Source organism: Nitrospira sp. (genome assembly GCA_035968315.1).
Lineage (GTDB): Bacteria > Nitrospirota > Nitrospiria > Nitrospirales > Nitrospiraceae > Nitrospira_D.
Map to the genome: position 1 here is coordinate 320,178 of JAVYIN010000007.1, position 17,217 is coordinate 337,394.

At 62.3% G+C, this 17,217-nt stretch carries 11 protein-coding genes; 4 read left to right on the forward strand and 7 right to left on the reverse strand.

The window, feature by feature from the left end:
• Positions 1-9 precede the first annotated feature (9 nt).
• Positions 10-1,416 (reverse strand): glycosyltransferase, encoded by a 1,407-nt coding sequence (locus RI101_11380; GenBank protein ID MEC4890651.1) that lies wholly within the window; start codon positions 1,414-1,416, stop codon positions 10-12.
• Here RI101_11380 and RI101_11385 point away from each other — a divergent pair.
• Genes RI101_11385 through RI101_11395 form a run of 3 tightly spaced genes read left to right on the forward strand, consistent with a single transcriptional unit; the run spans position 1,397 to position 4,877 of the window.
• Complete coding sequence (locus RI101_11385) at positions 1,397-2,050, forward strand: hypothetical protein (GenBank protein MEC4890652.1); 654 nt, start codon at positions 1,397-1,399, stop codon at positions 2,048-2,050. The genes RI101_11380 and RI101_11385 overlap by 20 nt on opposite strands.
• Positions 2,051-3,082, forward strand: coding sequence for a hypothetical protein (locus RI101_11390; GenBank protein ID MEC4890653.1), 1,032 nt, complete (start codon positions 2,051-2,053; stop codon positions 3,080-3,082). It begins immediately after the preceding gene.
• Positions 3,048-4,877, forward strand: coding sequence for a tetratricopeptide repeat protein (locus RI101_11395; protein MEC4890654.1), 1,830 nt, complete (start codon positions 3,048-3,050; stop codon positions 4,875-4,877). Before RI101_11390 ends, RI101_11395 begins: the two co-directional genes overlap by 35 nt.
• 24 nt (positions 4,878-4,901) lie before the next feature.
• Here the strand turns inward: RI101_11395 and RI101_11400 are convergent, their stop codons facing one another.
• From RI101_11400 to RI101_11425, 6 genes are all read right to left on the reverse strand, one after another.
• Entirely contained in the window at positions 4,902-6,002 is a 1,101-nt protein-coding gene (locus RI101_11400; protein ID MEC4890655.1) for a HEAT repeat domain-containing protein, read from the reverse strand.
• A gap of 23 nt (positions 6,003-6,025) precedes the next feature.
• On the reverse strand, positions 6,026-6,424 hold the full coding sequence (locus RI101_11405) for a response regulator transcription factor (protein MEC4890656.1): 399 nt from the start codon (positions 6,422-6,424) through the stop codon (positions 6,026-6,028).
• Between the two features lie 29 nt (positions 6,425-6,453).
• Positions 6,454-6,789: an Hpt domain-containing protein gene (locus tag RI101_11410; GenBank protein MEC4890657.1), complete on the reverse strand. Its 336-nt coding sequence runs from the start codon at positions 6,787-6,789 to the stop codon at positions 6,454-6,456.
• Between the two features lie 109 nt (positions 6,790-6,898).
• The gene (locus RI101_11415; protein ID MEC4890658.1) at positions 6,899-7,402 is read right to left on the reverse strand and encodes a response regulator; all 504 of its coding nucleotides are present in this window, start codon (positions 7,400-7,402) and stop codon (positions 6,899-6,901) included.
• A 99-nt stretch (positions 7,403-7,501) separates the two neighbouring features.
• The gene (locus tag RI101_11420; GenBank protein ID MEC4890659.1) at positions 7,502-10,942 is read right to left on the reverse strand and encodes a response regulator; all 3,441 of its coding nucleotides are present in this window, start codon (positions 10,940-10,942) and stop codon (positions 7,502-7,504) included.
• Positions 10,939-14,502 (reverse strand): response regulator, encoded by a 3,564-nt coding sequence (locus RI101_11425; protein MEC4890660.1) that lies wholly within the window; start codon positions 14,500-14,502, stop codon positions 10,939-10,941. The genes RI101_11420 and RI101_11425 overlap by 4 nt, the downstream gene beginning before the upstream one ends.
• Before the next feature lie 297 nt (positions 14,503-14,799).
• Here RI101_11425 and RI101_11430 point away from each other — a divergent pair, with 297 nt between their 5' ends.
• Positions 14,800-17,214 carry a PBP1A family penicillin-binding protein gene (locus tag RI101_11430; protein ID MEC4890661.1) on the forward strand — a complete coding sequence of 805 codons (2,415 nt, stop codon included), beginning with the start codon at positions 14,800-14,802 and terminating at the stop codon, positions 17,212-17,214.
• The last annotated feature ends 3 nt before the right edge of the window (positions 17,215-17,217 follow it).

Here is a 17,217-nt window from a genome sequence, read left to right on the forward strand (position 1 = left end):
GGGATTGGGTCAGCGGGTTTGCCAGGCCGCTTTGCGGGTCATCGTGCCCCAGGCGGCTTTTTTCCCCCGCATCCATTGATAGAGCCCCATGAGTTTCCAGAGCGAGTTTAATTGGCGGTAGCCGAAGTTCTCGAGAATGGAGCCCAGAAACAGCAAGAGCACATGTTTGGGTTTCGGATAGACATGAAAGGAGATTTCTTCCAGGAAGAACGCGCTGACGGACAATAAGATGCCCATGCTGATCGCGGCGAGCAGGAGGATGAGCCAGGTGTTGAATGAGACAAACCCGGCGATAAACCCAATGGTCACAAAGACGTAGCCGAAGATTTCGATGGCCGGGCCGAGCCATTCGAAGAAGACCATGAAGGGGAAGGCCAGCCATCCGACGGCTCCGCCTTTGGGATGGCAGAGCAGGTCGAGGTTGTGGGTGAGACTTTCACAGAGGCCCCGCTGCCAGCGCACGCGCTGGTGTTTGAGCGTCTTGAGGTCCTCCGGCGCTTCGGTCCAGCAGACCGGATCGGGCGTAAAGGTAATCCGGTAGAGTTTGCCTGTGAGCCGCATGTGGCGATGGAGCCGCACAACCAGCTCCATATCTTCGCCGATCGTGTCGTGCCGGTATCCGCCGATGCCGACGACGGTATCCTTGTGGAACAGGCCGAACGCGCCGGAGATGATGAGCATGGCATTGATGGGCGACCAGCCGAGCCGCCCGAAGAGAAAGGCCCGCAGGTATTCCACGATTTGAAAGAGCGCCAGCAGATTAGTGGGCAATCCCACTTTGGTCAGAAAGCCGTTGGTGACTTCACAGCCGTTGGCGATGCGGACGGTTCCCCCGCAGGCGACCGTATGAGGATCGTCGAGGAAGGGCTGGACGACCAGCTGCAAGCTGTCGCGTTGCAGAATGGAATCGGCGTCGATGCCGCAATACAGCGGATAGCGTGAGAGGTTGATGCCGGCATTGAGGGCGTCGGCCTTCCCGCCGTTCTCCTTGTCGATCACGCGCAGATTCGCATGGGCGGTGGAGTGGTACACGGTGCGGATCGGTTTGGTGGGGAGGCGCAGGTCATAGGCTTCAGGGAAGGGCACCAAGGCGAACTCATCGATCAGCACCGCCAGCGTGCGATCCTTGGATCCGTCGTTCACGACGATGATTTCAAATTCCGAATAGCTGAGCTGGAGGAGTGACCGCACGGACGCGGCGATGGTCGCTTCTTCGTTATAGGCGGGAACCAGCACGCTGATTTGGGGTTCAAAGCCGGTGTAGCCGTGCGGCAGATTGGCGAGGGCCCGCTCTTCCATATAACTGCGGAGATGGACGGCGGCCACGAGGTCGAGCATCAAGTATCCCGCCGTCAGGCCGAGAAGATAGAGCAGGAACAGCCACTCACAGAGTGCGATGATGGTCTCAAGTCTCATGCTGTCTTATCGGTTCCGTATCCGCCTTGTGCGAACAGGACGAAGGTTTCGCCGGTCTGGCGCGTCCGGTGTTGTCCCCCGGCGTCGAGGCGGAGGCCCTGCGTCCGTCCTGGGGCTGGTGGTTTCAGCGCTCCTGCTCGCAACGTCTGTCGTCCAATCCATCGAGATTCCGCTCTCAGGCCCCATCCCCCCCTCGGTGCAGGAGATCGAGTTGTCCTATCTCGGAGAGCAGACAACCCCCTCCGTGACGCTCAACGGTCCTCCCGACACTACTCCGTCTCTTCCTTATCGGCCGTTTATGCCCGTTCTTGACTTGGTCCCGTTTCTGGAGCCGCCCCAGGTCTTTGGTCCTTGCCGGGGGGAGATTAGCCAGAAGGAAGGGGCGGTCTCGGTTGAATTGACCGTTCATGAGGGGCAGAGGGGGCATTGCGGCCAGCGGATGGCCCTTCAGCCTGGCGGGGGCTCGCTGGACGTCCTCTCTTACGGCCTGGTGCATCTCCGGGGGCAGGCGGCCGGCCATGTCGTGCTGGCCGTGGAAGACCGGGCCTCGACGCGGCAGGAGGAGAGCGTGCCGCTGGCGGCGGTTACCGGATCGTTCGATCTGACGATCCCGTTGCGGTCCATCGGGCGGTAGGTGGATGTGCGGCAGCTGACGGCGCTGGTCGTATTGACGGACGATCCGAGTGCACGCGTGGTGCTGGAACAATTGGAATTGATTCAGGCGCCGGCCGCCGCGCCGCGGCCTATTCAGACCGGGTTTTGGGTGTGGGGCTACCGTGCGGCGGCGGCGGATCCGGAATCTGCGCTGGCGGCATGCCAACGTCAGGGGTGTTCACGCATCCTGATACAGATGCCGGCGTTGTCGGACGATGACGCGTTGTGGGCGGCCTATGCGCGGCTGTTCGTGAGGGTGCAGCAGGCCGGCATCGAGGCCCTGGCACTCGATGGGTATCCCGAAGCCATACAGGATCCGCGGCCGCTGGCACAGAAGATACGAAAGGTGCTGCATCTCATTGCCCCGCGCGCCCTGGCCGGCATTCAGCTTGACCTCGAGCCCTATCTGCTGCCGGGATTTTTTGGTGATGACTCGGGTCCGCGCCGCTACTTGGAGACAATCGATCTTCTCAAGGAGGTGATCGGAGGACGCACCAAGCTGTCGATGGTGATCCCGTTTTGGCTGACCGCGAAAACCGTCGGCGGCCGGCCGTTGGCCTACGCCGTCATGGATCGCGTCGATGAAGTGGCGGTGATGAGTTATCGGACAAATCTTGACGAACTCGCCGAAATTGCTGACGATACCTTGCGCTATGGGGATCTGATCGGAGCCCCGGTCTGGCTGGCCCTGGAGACGACGGTGTTGCCGGTTGAGCGCCGCGTGATCCTCACGCGAGCCCTCCGTCCCGACATGGCCGATGCGGTGCTCGATTATGACCGGCAATGGTTGGCCCTTGCGCCCGTCCCCTTGGCTGTGGCCGACGGCCATCGCCATGACTGGTATCGCATCCATCACCGCATCACGGTCAGACCCGAGCGGCTCACGTTTGCCGGCCGTTCCAGGGCCGAGGTGGCTGCCGCGATACAGACGTTGCGGGAGACCCTGCCGCATCGCAGTTTCGCAGGAGTGATCATTCATGATCTCGATGGATTTCAGGCGCTCACGGAATAAGGCTGCCGGCTTCTTTTTGTTGCTGATCGCGTTGAGCGGTCTGGGCGGGCCGTGCGGTGTCGCCGCCGGGGCAGAGGCCAGATCCCATCCCGCCAGGCCGCGCCAGGCATTGGAACGGGCGAAACAGCTTGAGGCGGCCAAGCAGTATCCGGAGGCGCTCGCGGCCTATCGGGCCTACTTGGAGGCGCAGCCTGACAATGACGAGGTGCGCGCGACGGTTGCCAAATTGCTCGCATGGCAAGGCCACTATGACGAAGCGGTGGCGTTGTATCGCGCGGTCGTGGATCGGCATCCGCTCGATCATGACAGCCGAATCGGCCTCGCGCGGGTGTTGGCCTGGCAGAAACAGTTCGCCGCGTCCCAGGAACAGTACGAACTGGTGCTGCGCGATGAGCCGCACAATGGTGAGGCCCTCACCGGCTTGGCGGACGTGTTGCTCTGGAGCGGGCATCCAGACCAGGCCGTGCCGTTTTACGAACAGGCGTTAGCCGCAACGGGCGACGCCGAGGTGGCAGCCCGCCTCCGCTCGTTGAAGACGGACCTTGCGTCGGCACAGCCGCCGCCGTCCAGTCACGTGCCAGTTCAGACGGAGACGGCCCGTGTTCTCGAACTCGCCCGTGCGTTTGAAACGGAGGGCCGCTATCCGGAAGCGGCGGCCGCCTATCGCGAGGCCTTAGCTGTTCGGTCGGACGACGATGAGGTTCGCACGAGGCTGGCGCGGGTGCTGGCCTGGCAGGGAAACCATGCGGATTCGGCCTCGTTATATCGCGAGGTGCTGCGCCGGCATCCCGAGGATCAGGAATCACGAGTCGCGCTGGCCCGGGTGCTGTCCTGGGAGAAACAGTTTGGCGAGGCGCAACGGCTCTATGAAAAGGTATTGCAGGCCGATCCCCAGCATGTCGATGCCCGGCGGGGCTTGGCCGAACTGGCGCATTGGCAAGGGCATCGGGCGGACGCGCTGGCGCAGTACGAAGCGCTTGTCGCAGAGACGCACGATCCCGACATCGAACGGCAGCTTCAGGCCGTCAAATCCGAGCTCCTGGTTTCGCCGCAGGCGGCCGTCGGACAGGGATTGACCGGGTTGCGGCTGCCCTATCGCGATTATGCCAAAATCGGATACGGACATTATTCCTATACCAAGGGGATTCCCAATGAGCGGGACTTCTTGTTTGAAGTGGCGAAACCGATCGGCGATCACACGCTGGTGGTGCGGGCCGAGCCGATCAACCGGTTCGGCGCTCACGATACGCCGGTTTCGGCCGAACTCTACAGTCCATTATGGCCGCGCGCTTGGGGCTATGTGGCGGCGCAGGGCACCATCAACCCCAGCTTCGCTCCCAATTACTCGTTTGTCGGCGACGTGCATCAGGGGCTCGGCGGCCTCCATTCGGCGTTAGCCCCGATCGAGGCATCGTTCGGGTACCGCCGCTTGAATTACAAGAAGGACGACATCGATCTGCTCATGCCCGGGTTGACGATCTTTTTGCCGCTCAATGTCTGGCTTACGGAAAAACTCTATGCCATTCCCAACACCGGCGCGGTGACACTGTCGTCGCAGTTGACCTGGCGCCCGGCCGATCGCATGCAGGTGTTTGCTTCCGGCTCATTCGGAACCTCAGGTGAGCGGATTGTGGCGACGCAGGACTTTACCCGCATCGGCAGCCGGACCATCCAGGGCGGCGTCATGGTGCCAATTAACGAACGGTTTTCTGCCGAGGCCTCCGGCTACTACGAAGACCGGGGCCTTCTCTATGTCCGGCGTGGCGGGAACATGAACCTCATCTATCATTGGTAGGGCTCCGGCGGGTGGTCTGCCGGACTACGCGGCGGAGAGGGGCGGCACCGTGATCAGGGAGGCTTCAATACGCTTGGCGACAAACGGTGTCAGGACTTTTCTGGCTTCCGTCGCCGGCAGGGTTTGCACGAGCGTCGAGAGTTTGTCGTCGGTCATCGACGGCAGCAGGGAGAGCGCTTCCGCGGCGCGGTAGCGCACCCACCAGTGGGAGTCCGTCAAGAGTCCCTTCAGCCGGTCTTCATCTTCTTCGATGCCCATTTTCCCCAGCGCGGTGGCGGCTTGGACGCGGATGAACCATGTGGGATGGGTAAGGTATTGCCGCACGGTCGGGAGGTCGCGCGGATCGCTGCATTGTCCGAAGAGCGTCAGGCAGCTGGCCAGCACGTCTTCGTGCAGCGGCTGGCGGAGGAGCAAGGGACGGATCAGCGGCAAGGCGCGGTGGTTGCGAATGGACGCGAGGAATCGAATCAGGCGGGCCGCAATGACCGGCGGCGCGTGCTGGGCCGCTTCCCCGAGGGCGCGGGCGACGAGCTCGTCCCCGGCGTCCTGCAAGATCGCCAGGATTTTCAGCGGCGACCAATCCGCCCGTTGCGCAATCAGCGGGACTAAGGCGGGAATGGCGTGCGGGGCATCGATCCGTACGAGGGCACGCGCGGCTTCGATCGAGAGAAAGGCGTTATCGGCGTGGGCCAGTTCGGCCAACTGTGTCCAGACGGAGGCATCTTTCAAGTGGCCGAGCGTGACGATGGCCAGCAGTTGCTGCCGCATGGTGCCTGTGGCAAGAAAGTGGCGCACGACCGTATCCATCCCGGTGCGGTGGATGATGGCACAGAGCTCCTCGGATGATTCTCCTTTGATGGATTCCTGCAGGTGATTCCAAAGATAGAGAAACAGGATCCGATCACGGGGATGAATGGAGGGAAGCGACGCTGGGGCTTCGATGAGACTTTCTGCCAGGATCGGCCGCCAGACCGCGACCATGGCCTTGCGGCGCCGATCGGTCGCGGTGCGCAGGTGGCGAATGATGAGGGTCCACGTCAACAGCACCAGGATCAGGGCATGGAGGATGAGCGTGGCGAGCCAGGCGATGTTATTGATGGAAGTTGATAGCGTGGTTTCAGCCACGTCGGGCCCTCATGGTCCTGGCGTTAGACTGCCGGTTTGAGGAACCGGCTGAGGCGCGCGGAGAGCTCCCGAGGGTTGAACGGCTTCACCATATAGTCATTGGCGCCCGAGGCCAGGGCCTGTTGAATGTCGTGTTCGCTGGAATCGGCGGTGAGCATGATGATCGGCACCTGTTTCCATTCCGGTTTCTTGCGGATGTAGGGGAGCAATTGCAGCCCGCTCATATGCGGGAGCATGATGTCCAGCAACACCAGGTTGGGCGTCGGCATGGTGTCGATCAACTGCTGCGCCTGTTTCCCGTCCGGCGCATGGACGACCTGGTAGCCGGACCGTTCCAGCAGGAAGCGCAGCAGGCTAGCCGTGTCTTCTTCGTCCTCGGCCATCAGCAAAGTGGGTTTGCCCGGTTGATGTGTTACGCTCATAGCTCCTCCGGCCTCGTCGAGGGTCGCATTTAGTCGAACACGACCTGGACCTGTTCCAGGTAATGACCGAGTTGTGCCAGCTCGGCCTCAATGGTTGGGCTGGTTCCAGTTTTTGCCGCTTGCTCGATGACGGCCGCCATGGCCGTGACCCGGTCGAAGCCATAGCTGCCGCCGGCGCCCTTCATGCCATGGGCGACTTTCCTCACGGTCTCGAAATCCTGCTGCGCCAGGGCCTCGCGCATCGTGACCACTTCCTTTTTCCGGTTCGTCATGAATTTCGGCAGCAACGGTTCAAAATCCGCCTCGACATGGACGATCAAGGCCTCGCCAATGGTTGCCGGCTGGTTGGGGGGCATGGTGCTCATCAGACCATCTCCTCATCGTAATCTTCATAGGGCCGGTTGAAAGGCGGAGCCGTGCCGCCCGCGCAATAATCGTTTCGGCCTTTTCTAAGAATGACGCAAGCGGCGTCCGTTACGAAGCCTTTTTCGTTTTTTTGCGCTGGGGAGCCGGGCTCTGTTTCGTGATCCGCCGCCGGGGAGGGGCAGGGGACTCCGCCCCGACACAGGCCAGCTCTGGTGCGGGCTCGGTTGCCGCTTCGAGGCTTGGAGAAGGCAGCAGCCGGTGTACCGTTTCAACCAAATCCTGGAAGCCGGGCGTTTTCACGACATAGGCATTGGCCCCTTCGGCCAGCGCCCGCTCGATGTCCGGTTGATAATGATCGGCGCTGACCATGACGATCGGGACATGCTGCCAATCAGGATTCCGGCGCAATCCGGCGAGCAATTCAAATCCATTGACATAGGGCACGACAACATCGAGCAGGATCAGCGCCGGCGGCAGCGTGGTTTCAATGAGACAAACCGCCTGGCGGCCATCGGCGGCCCGCACGACGGCATAGCCTGCGCGCTCAAGGGTGGCCTGAAGGAGTGCGCCGGTATCGGGTTCGTCTTCAACGCACAGAATTGTACGAGACATCGATCGGCCCTCCTTCGCCTTCGCGTAAGGGTGCGCGAGGGAGACTGAAGTGGTTGGTGCGCGAGGTGCGTTGGTGTGGTTTCTCAGCCATGGCTCCAGTTATGCGGCTTTTTGATGAGACGGCACAGTGGTATGTGTGCGAATCGCCTCCAGCAAGACTGTTTTCTTTATCGGTTTGGTCAGGTGCGCACTACAGCCGGCGGCCAGGCTTTTCTCGATATCGTCCTGAAAGGCGTTCGCCGTGAGGGCGATAATGGGCGTTGGTGTTCGTTGGTGCTCCTGTTCCCAGGCCCGAATGGCGGCTGTCGCGGCATAGCCGTCCATGACCGGCATCTGAATATCCATCAAAACAAGGTCGTACTGCCCTGCTTTGAATTTGTTCACGGCGTCCACTCCGTTTTCAGCCATGTCCAAGGCAATGGGGCGATGTTTCAGGAAGAGCGCGATTACCTCGCGGTTGTCCTCCAGGTCTTCAACCAGCAGGATTCGCACCCTCCCAGCTGGGAGAGGATCAGGCGCCGGGGCCGGGGCCGGATCGGATGGAGGCATCGGTAATGCCACCGTCGGCGCATTCACAAGAGCGCGCATCTGGTCGAGCAAGATGGTCCGGCGGATGGGCTTGGTGGCGTGGGGGTAGGCCGTGGCTTCGGTTGTGCCGGGCTTGCGCGGATCCGAGGTCAGCATCAGGATTGGAACGGGCGTCCAGTCGGAGGACGCCTGGATCTGCCGGGCCAGTTCATAGCCGTCCATGCCGGGCATCTGGCTGTCGAGGACGAGCAAGTCCAGTGCGTGCGTGTCCGTGTGAAGTTGCTGGAGGCGGGCCAGCGCGGCCGGTCCATTCTCCGCTTCGACAATTTCCCCACCGGCGCGGGTGACCAGTTCTCGGACGATCAGACGGGTGGTGTCGTTGTCATCGACCATCAGGATGCGCCGTCCTGCCAGGCCGGCGGCCCGCGGTTTTTCCGGTGCGATTCCGTTTGTGGACGGTGGAAGCCGGAGGAGTACGTGGAAGGTGCTGCCCTGCCCGGCGGCGCTATTCACCCAAATTTGGCCGTCCATCATTTCCGCGAGACGCGCGCTGATGCTCAGGCCGAGCCCGGTGCCGCCATATTTCCTGGTGGTGGAGGAGTCGACTTGAGTGAAGTCTTCGAAGATGACCTGGCATTTGTCGTCCGGAATCCCGATGCCGGTATCGGCCACGGTCAAGTGGATCACATCCGGGAGGTTGCGTGAACGGTCCGGCTCGACCTGCACGACGATGCGGCCCTGCTCGGTAAATTTGAGGGCGTTGTTGAGCAGGTTGGCCACAATCTGCCGGACGCGGGTCGGATCGCCAAGGACCAGATCGGGGACTGCCGGGTCGATATGGGCGACCAATTCAAGCCCCTTCGCATGGGCGCGGACCGCCATCAGTTCGGCGGTGCTTTCGATGAGGTCGCCAAGGTCGAATGGAATCGTTTCCAATTCGATGTGACCGGCTTCGATCTTGGAGAGATCCAGGATGTTGTTGATGAGATCGAGCAGGGCATGGGCTGCCCGGCTGAAGCGCCGGACATAATCGGCCTGCCCTTCCGTCAGCGGCGTGTCGGCCAGGAGTTCGGCCATGCCGATGATAGCATTCATGGGGGTGCGGATCTCATGGCTCATCGTGGCGAGGAATTCGCTTTTGGCGCGGGTGGCCGCGAGGGCGCGATCGTGGGCCTCCGTCAACTCCTTGTTGCGCTCTTTGAGAATGGCGCTGGCTGTGGCGAGTGCCAGCTCCGCGTGCTTGCGCTCGGAAATGTCCGTAAAGGCCACGACGGCGCCGGTCAGGGCTCCGTCCTCGTAGATAGGGCGGGCATCGATTTCGGTCGGGAAAGCGGTCCGGTTCTTTTTCCAGAAGACTTCTTCACTCAGCCGGCAGCCTTCTCCCGTCAGCACGACGCGCTCCAGGGCACAGGTGTCCGGCGGGTAGGGAGACCCGTCTTCGCGGGAATGGTGAATCATGGCGTGCATGGGCTGCCCGATGAGTTCGTCCACGGGATAGCCCAGCATGGCCGCTCCGGCCGGATTGACGAAGGTGCAGCGCCCGTCGCGATCGACGCCATAGAGCCCTTCGGCGGTGGATTCGAGCAGCAGCCGGATATTGCGATGCAGCTGCTCCCGTTCCTCCTGAGCCTGCTTGAGTTGAGTGATGTTGCGAATGGCGGACAGCACGTAATGACGGCTCTCGATGTCCACATGGCTGAGGCTGATCAAGACGGGAAATTCATGTCCGTCTTTGTGTTGCGCGACCAGATCGGACAGGCCTCCCATTGGCCTGGTGTACGGATGGGCGGCATAGTGAGCGCGGTGCGAGGGGTGCTGATGCCGGAACCGTTCCGGCATCAGCACTTCGACCCCCTGGCCCAGCAACTCATCCGGGCGATAGCCAAATACCGTTTCGACGACGTGATTGGCGTAGACAATGAGCCCGTCGCTGTTGGTCATGACAAAGGCGTCGGGGCTGGCATCCAAGACCTTCAGGAATCGGATTTCGGCGGTTTGCGCGCGCTGCTGTTCGGATCGGGCCCGTTCCCAGGCCCGGTTCAGGCTGGCGCTGCTCCAGAGTAAGAGCCCGATCAGGGGGAGAATGATCGCGGAGCCGATCAATCCGATCCTGGCGATCTTGGTGCGAATGGGGATCAGGATATTTTCGCGGTCCACGCGGACGAGGATCGTCCAGTGCAGACCTCCTTGGGACTCAAGCTCTCTGGTCCGGGCATAGCCGGTGATCACCTCGACCTGCCGGCGGGGGAACAGTTCTTCGACATAGCCGGCGGGGCCTTGCTCGGCCAGCCGCGCGGAGGGCACGCCCAGCTGGTGCAAGTTGTGGAGGCCTTCTTCGCGCAAGAACGAATCGGCGAGGAGGTCGCCGGTGCTTGTCAGGAGTTGATATTCCAGGTGCACGCTGGTTCCCCAGGTGCGCTGCAGGGCCATGATGGTCTGGATGAACCCATCCTCGAAGGCCGGTATGCCGATGCGGGCGAGGAGGCCGCCCTGCCACTCTCCCTGAGGGCCTTCCACTCGCGCCATGACGGTGAGGACCGAGGTGCCGTCGTCTGCTGCGCTCCGCGCCGTCTCCGTGACCATGCTGGATGCTCCGTTGTGGAGAGCCTGCCATCCGGGGTCGCGGCTGAAGTCGCGGCCGAGCTGGGCGTCGTGCGTGGAGACGATCACGCGGCCCTGCCGATCGGTGAGTGAGAGCCAGAGGTAGTCGGGCGTGACCGATTCCAGGGCGCGCAGGGCCTCACGGCTGCGGGTGTGGTCTTGGGTTTGAACGGCCGGATTTCTGGCAAGAACCTGGACATTGTTCAGGCGTTCATGGAGCAGCAGATCCAGCTTGCCGGCGATGTCGATGGCGGCCATGGCCATGCCCTGTCCCGCATCCGCGATCAGCTGCTTTTCGAGCGCCCCGATCATGACGGCGCCGACAATCAGTGCCAGGATGGCGGTGGCCATCATGAGCCGGGGCAGCCAGCGGTAGGATAACGAATCGTCGTGGTGCGATTGCGGCGTCATGCGGCGGCCTGGTTCGATGGGGGTGTGAGATATTGGTCGAGGGCGGCCAGCAGGAGTTTCTTCTTGATCGGCTTCGTGAGATGCGCCGTGCAGCCGGCCGCCAGACTTTTTTCAACGTCCTCCTGAAAAGCGTTGGCGGTGAGGGCGACAATCGGGATGGGGGGGCGCCGTTGCTCCCGCTCCCACGCTCGAATCGCGGCGGTGGCGGTATAGCCGTCCATGACCGGCATCTGCATGTCCATGAGGACGAGGTCGTAGGTGCCGGAGGTGAATTTCTCCAGCGCCACCGCGCCGTTTCCCGCCGCGTCGAGAGCGTAGGCCGTGCCTTTCAAAAACAGCAGGATGACGTCCCGGTTGTCTTCGAGGTCCTCGGCCAAGAGGATGCGCCGCCTCGCAGGGCGTAGCTCTGGCAGAAGCGGTTCAGCCGGGGATCTGGGCGGTGGCGGCGCCGGACTGTTTCCCTGGGATGTCGCGGCGGCATCGTTGAGCAGCGCGGCGACGGCATTCACCAGCGTCGTCCGGCGGATCGGTTTGCCGAGGTATTTCTTGATCCCCAACGCCTGCGCATGTTCATGGCTTCCATTGCGGATGTCCGAGGTCAGCATGATCGCCGGGGTTGCGGCGAGCTCCGGCGAGGCGCGCATGGCTTCGGCGAGGGCAAAGCCGTCCATGCCGGGCATGCGGCAGTCGAGGATTACCAGATGAAACGGCGTGCCGTGCTTATGGGCGGTCTGCAGGGCGGCTAATGCCGTGGGGCCGTCGCCGGCTTCGGTCATGAGGGCGCCGGCCTGGGAGAGGATTTCCAGGACCACGAGGCGGCTGGTGGCATTGTCGTCGACGACCAGGATCCGCTGACCGGAGAAGTGCGGAGCGGTCTTTTGGCCGGAGGGGATGTCCTGGATGATTTGGGGCAGCTGGACGGTGACATGCATAGTGCTGCCGGCGCCCACGGTGCTTTCTGCCCAGATACGTCCGCCCATCAGTTCCGCCAGCCGTTGGGAGATGCTCAAGCCCAGTCCCGTCCCGCCATATTTCCGGGTGGTTGACGAATCCACTTGGGTGAAGCTTTCAAAGATGGTGTCGAGCTTGTCCGTTGGAATGCCGATGCCGGTGTCGGCAACGGAGAAGTGAATCCGGCTGGATTCGTGCGGGGCGCCGTCCGGCTGGACGCGGACCACGACGGTGCCCTGTTCGGTAAACTTGATGGCGTTGCCCAGGAGGTTGATGAGAATTTGCTGGAGGCGCGTGGGGTCGCCCATGACGAGCGGGGGGATGTCCGCCGCCACATAGGTGATCAATTCCAGACCCTTGAGTTGCGCCCGCACGGCCATCAGTTCCCCGGTGGTCTCGACGAGTTCCCGCAGGTCGAACGGCAGGGATTCCATTTCCAGATGGCCGGATTCGATCTTGGACAGGTCGAGAATGTCGTTGATCAGGCCCAAGAGGGAGTTCGCGGCCCGGTTGAAGCGGTCCACATAGCTGGCTTGCTCTTCGGTGAGGGGCGTTTCCTGCAGCAGATCGGCCATGCCGATGATGGCATTCATCGGGGTGCGGATCTCGTGGCTCATCGTCGCGAGGAAGGCGCTTTTGGCCTGGGTGGCGGCCAAGGCTTGATCCCGCGCCTGTTCGAGCTCGCGGTTCTGTGTCTCAAGGCTGTCCGCGGCGATCCGCAACGCCTCTTCCGACTTTTTGCGCCGGAGGGTATTCCGGTAGGACTGGAGAATGTTGGCGCAGGTTTGCAAGAAGGGATCGAGATATTCAATGAGCGAGGGCGGATAGCCGCCCGGCCGGTTGGCCACGGCGATCACGCCGATGATGCGCGTGCCTTCGAGGAGCGGCAGCCCGAGAAAGCTCCGGCAGAACAGAGTGTCTGCGGCGGATGTCTTGCCGGGCAGGTCCGGCTCGGTCTTATTGATGAGCACCGGCTGGCCGGTGGCCAGAATCTGTTCGATGTACTGGAGCAAGGGCGGCTCTTGAAGCCTGCGGCTCCAGTCCCGATGCTCGATGGGAGCTGTTCCCGGACGGGGCTGGCAGGCCATGGCGTGCGGGTGCAGAACGGGCGGCCCCTCAGAGGACGCCACGAATTCGCCGATCAGGCCGCAGTCGCTGCCCGTGAGGGAGCGGAAGCGGTTCACCAAGCTCGCAAAGACGGTGTCGGCGCCGGTTGCTGCAATAAAGGCTTCCTGCACCTCGGAAATTGCGGAGAGCAGCTCCTGCTGCGCCTCGGCCTGTTGGGCGGCGTGCTTGAGCGCGGTGACGTCTTTGGCGATGCCGAGAAATCCTGTCAGGGTGCCGGTTGGATCGCGTACGGCGGTGACGACTAAGCTGACGGTGATGCGGTCGCTATCCTTGCGGAGATAGGTCCATTCCCGCTCTTCATAGCCCCCGAGCCGTGCCGCTTCGACCAGCACGTCGAAGCCTGCCAAGGGCCGTCCAAACCGTTCGGAGAGCTCGCGCCCGCGCGAGTCGATTTCGGCGGGCAGGTGAAAGTCGATGAGGGTGGACTGGCCGATCACCTCATCGCAGCGATAGCCCAGCATGCGCTCCGCGCCGAAGTTGAACAGCGTCACGAGCCCCTGCGGATCGGTGGCGATGATGCCGATTTCCGTGGCGGCATCGAGCACCGTTTGCAGCCGCGCCCGGGTCTCGGCGATTTCTTCCAGCGCGGACTTTTGCGGGGTGATGTTGCTGGCGGTCCAGATGAGCCACTGTTCGGCGTGATGCCGTTCCGGGAGAATGCCCAGGGAGGTTTCCGTCCAGATGGCTTGTCCGGATTGTGTCTGGCCGACCAGGTCGCCATGCCAGTGCCCCTGTTTCTTGAGGATGGGAAAGAAGGTCGTCTCCAGTTTGGCGATCCACTCGGGGGTATAGAGCTTAGTCCATGATTTCCCGATGAGATCGATGGGGCGGTAGCCGTGCATGGAGGCAAAGGCCGCGTTGACGAACGTGAACCGGCCGTCTTGTGTGAGGAGGGCGATGCCTTCGGTGCCGTATCCCAATGCGAGCAGGAGCCGCTCGTGCATGGCTTGCGCCTGTTGCAGGCCGCGGGTGCTCGTGGTCAGCTGGCGCGTGCGCTGGCGGAGATCCAGCTGGCTCATGATCTGCCGGGCCAGGGCCGCGAGCGCCTGTTCCTGCTTGACGGTGAGATGCCGCGGATGTTGCGCGAGCAGACCGAGGGTGCCCAGCATATGCCCCTCTTCCGTCAGGATCGGGAAGCCGGCATAAAATCGTATGAAGGGGGCGCCCATCACCAGGGGATGGTTGGTAAATCGATGGTCGGCGAGGGTGTTGGGGACGATGACCGCCGGCTGGTGCAGGGTTGGATGGGCGCACAGCGACCGGTCTCTGGGCCATGCACGATCGGGCAGTCCAACCGTGGCTTTGAGCCATTCGCGATCCCGGTCGAGAAAGCTGATATAGGCGGTCGGGACGTCGCAGATATGCGCGGCCAGTTGGACGAGATCGTCGAATGCCTGGTCCGGTTCGGTGTCCAAAATGCCGTAGCGGAGCAGTGCGTCCAGCCGCTGCTGTTCATTGTGAGGCTTGGGGGCTGGTTTCATCGAGGACCGCTCTCTCCCACATGCGGCGGTAGCCGCAGGCGGCTGAGGATGTCATGCCGGACAAGACGCAGGGGCATGGACTTGCCCATTGGTTCCAGTGTGCTTTCTCGGTGGTTCCTGTGAATTCTTGAGCGGTTGAGCGTCAATAATGGCGGTCATTGTGATGGCTGGGAGGCCGAGACGGAGTTGGGCGCATCGCCTTGTGGAATCGGGGGCCTTGCTTGAGTTTTGCAGGATGGCATTGTAAGGTGACAGCACTATCCCGCCCTGTTTTCATTCCCTTAGGAGCGTGCGTGTATGCCTGGCGACGACCGGTTCGTTGAGATTCATGAACAGCGCCCGCGCCGGATCTGGCGCTGGTGGCAGATTGCCCTGCTCAGTCTGCTGGCGCTGACGCTGGTGGGCGTCACGGCGGCGGCCGGGGTGGTCTGGCATTTTTCGCAGGATCTCCCGTCCCTGGATCTGCTTCAAAGTTATCAGCCCAGTTTGGTCACCACGGTCTATGCGGACGATCGCCAGCCGATCGGCCAGTTCTTCATCGAGCGGCGCATTCTGACTCCGCTGTCGGACATTCCGAAGACCCTTACGCAAGCCGTCATCGCCACCGAGGATGTCCGGTTTTTCGAGCATCCGGGGCTGGATTACATCGGCATTCTTCGCGCGGTCTGGACGAATATTCGCCATGGCGGAAGAAAGGTCGAAGGCGCGAGCACGATTACGCAGCAGCTGGCCCGGTCGCTGTTTCTCTCGGCGGAACGCTCGTATGACCGCAAGCTGCGCGAATTGATCCTCGCCTATAAAATGGAAGCAGTGTCGTCAAAGGAACAAATTCTTGAGACCTACCTGAACCAAATCTATTTCGGCCAGGGCGCGTACGGGGTCGCATCGGCGGCGCAATCCTACTTCGGGAAAGAGATCGGGACTCTGACGCTGGCGGAGTCGGCGTTTTTGGCCGGCTTGCCGAAGTCGCCCAGCCGCTTTTCGCCGTTTACGAATTACGAGCGGGCGAAGAAGCGCCAGGAGCATGTCTTGTCGCGCATGGAGGAGGCGGGATTCATTTCGGCGGCCGAGCGCGATGCGGCGATTGCCGACACCCTGAATTTCCGCCGGCCCGGCAGCGAACACATCGCGCCGTATTTCGTCGAGCATGTCCGCCAGCAACTCGTAGCCAAGTACGGCGAAACGAGTGTGTATAAGGGCGGGCTGCAAGTGTATACGACGTTAAATTTGGAGATGCAGCGGGCCGCGGAGAAGGCCTTTCTCGCGGGCGTGCGCGATCTCGACAAGCGGCAGGGGTGGCGCGGCCCCAAAAAGACCGTCGATGTGGCGTCGCTCCCGGCACCGGCCGCGCCGGCTCCCGATTCATCGCTCAAGCCGGGCGATCTGACGGAAGGAGTCGTGCTGAAGGTCGCCAAGGATCATTACGTCGTTCAGGTCGGGGAGGTGACGGCGAAGCTGGCATTTGACGACATGGCCTGGGCGAAACGTGTGTTGAAAGGGCCGGATCCGACCCAGGATGCGGTGCTCAATGCGGATCTGAAAAAGCTCCTCACGCCCGGCGATGTGATCGAAGTCGGCGTGAAAAAGGTGGCGAAAGACGGCGTGCAGGTGGTGCTGGAGCAGACACCGCTCGTGGAAGGCGGGCTCGTGGCGGTCGATCCGCGGACCGGCGCCATTCGCGCGATGGTGGGCGGGTATGATTTCGCCCGCAGCGAGTATAACCGCGCCGTGCAGGCTCGCCGGCAGCCGGGCTCCGCGTTCAAGCCGGTGATTTATGCGACGGCGATGGGCCAGGGGATGAGTCCGGCCACGCAGATTCTGGATGCGCCGGTCGTCTATGAACAGGAAGCGGAAGACAAGATCTGGAAGCCGGAAAATTATGGCCACAAGTTTCACGGCATGGTGACGCTGCGGGATGCGCTGGCCCACTCCCACAACCTGGCGACGGTGCGGCTGCTGGATAAGGTGGGGATCCGGAACGTCATCGATTTTGCCAAAACGGTCGGGATCACCAGCCCGCTGCCCGCGGATCTGTCGCTCGGGTTGGGGTCCTCCTCGGTGGGGCTGCTGGAATTGACGTCGGTCTATGGCGTGTTTCTCAATCAAGGCACGAGGGCCGAGCCGTTTACGATCACGATGGCGCAGGACAATACGGGCAAGACGCTTGAGGTGATGGAGGAGCAGCCCCATGAAGTGATTGCCAAAGAGACGGCCTATCTCATCACGAATATGATGGAAGATGTGGTGCAGAAGGGGACCGGGCAAGCGGCCAAGGCGCTGGGCCGGCCGATCGCCGGGAAGACCGGCACCACGAACGATTATGTGAATGCCTGGTTCATCGGCGGCGCGCCGAATCTCGTGACCGGCGTGTATGTCGGATTTGACGACCGGCGTCCGTTGGGCGACGGGGAGACCGGCGCGCGTTCGGCCTTGCCGATCTGGATTCAGTTTATGAAAGAGGCGCTGTTGCAGCTGCCGGTGGCGCCGTTTGAAATCCCCGATGGCGTCATGTTTGTGAAAGTCGATCCTTCCACCGGGTTGTTAGAATCGGATCAGGGGCAGGACGGAGAGGGGAAGGGCACGGTGGAGTTGTTTGCCAAGGGCAGTGAGCCGACCCAGGCCGCGCCCCGCCGTCTCGACCCAACCGATTTTTATAAGCTGGATCAGATTCCGGAGGGACAGCCGGTGGGGGAGGGGGCCGCTCAGCCGTGACGC

Coding starts and splice junctions, on each gene's coding strand:
- RI101_11395 (MEC4890654.1), top strand. CDS start 3,048: ATGATCTCGATGGATTTCAGGCGCTCACGGAATAAGGCTGCCGGCTTC.
- RI101_11415 (MEC4890658.1), bottom strand. CDS start 7,402: ATGTCTCGTACAATTCTGTGCGTTGAAGACGAACCCGATACCGGCGCA.
- RI101_11410 (MEC4890657.1), bottom strand. CDS start 6,789: ATGAGCACCATGCCCCCCAACCAGCCGGCAACCATTGGCGAGGCCTTG.
- RI101_11420 (MEC4890659.1), bottom strand. CDS start 10,942: ATGACGCCGCAATCGCACCACGACGATTCGTTATCCTACCGCTGGCTG.
- RI101_11430 (MEC4890661.1), top strand. CDS start 14,800: ATGCCTGGCGACGACCGGTTCGTTGAGATTCATGAACAGCGCCCGCGC.
- RI101_11380 (MEC4890651.1), bottom strand. CDS start 1,416: ATGAGACTTGAGACCATCATCGCACTCTGTGAGTGGCTGTTCCTGCTC.
- RI101_11385 (MEC4890652.1), top strand. CDS start 1,397: ATGATGGTCTCAAGTCTCATGCTGTCTTATCGGTTCCGTATCCGCCTT.
- RI101_11405 (MEC4890656.1), bottom strand. CDS start 6,424: ATGAGCGTAACACATCAACCGGGCAAACCCACTTTGCTGATGGCCGAG.
- RI101_11425 (MEC4890660.1), bottom strand. CDS start 14,502: ATGAAACCAGCCCCCAAGCCTCACAATGAACAGCAGCGGCTGGACGCA.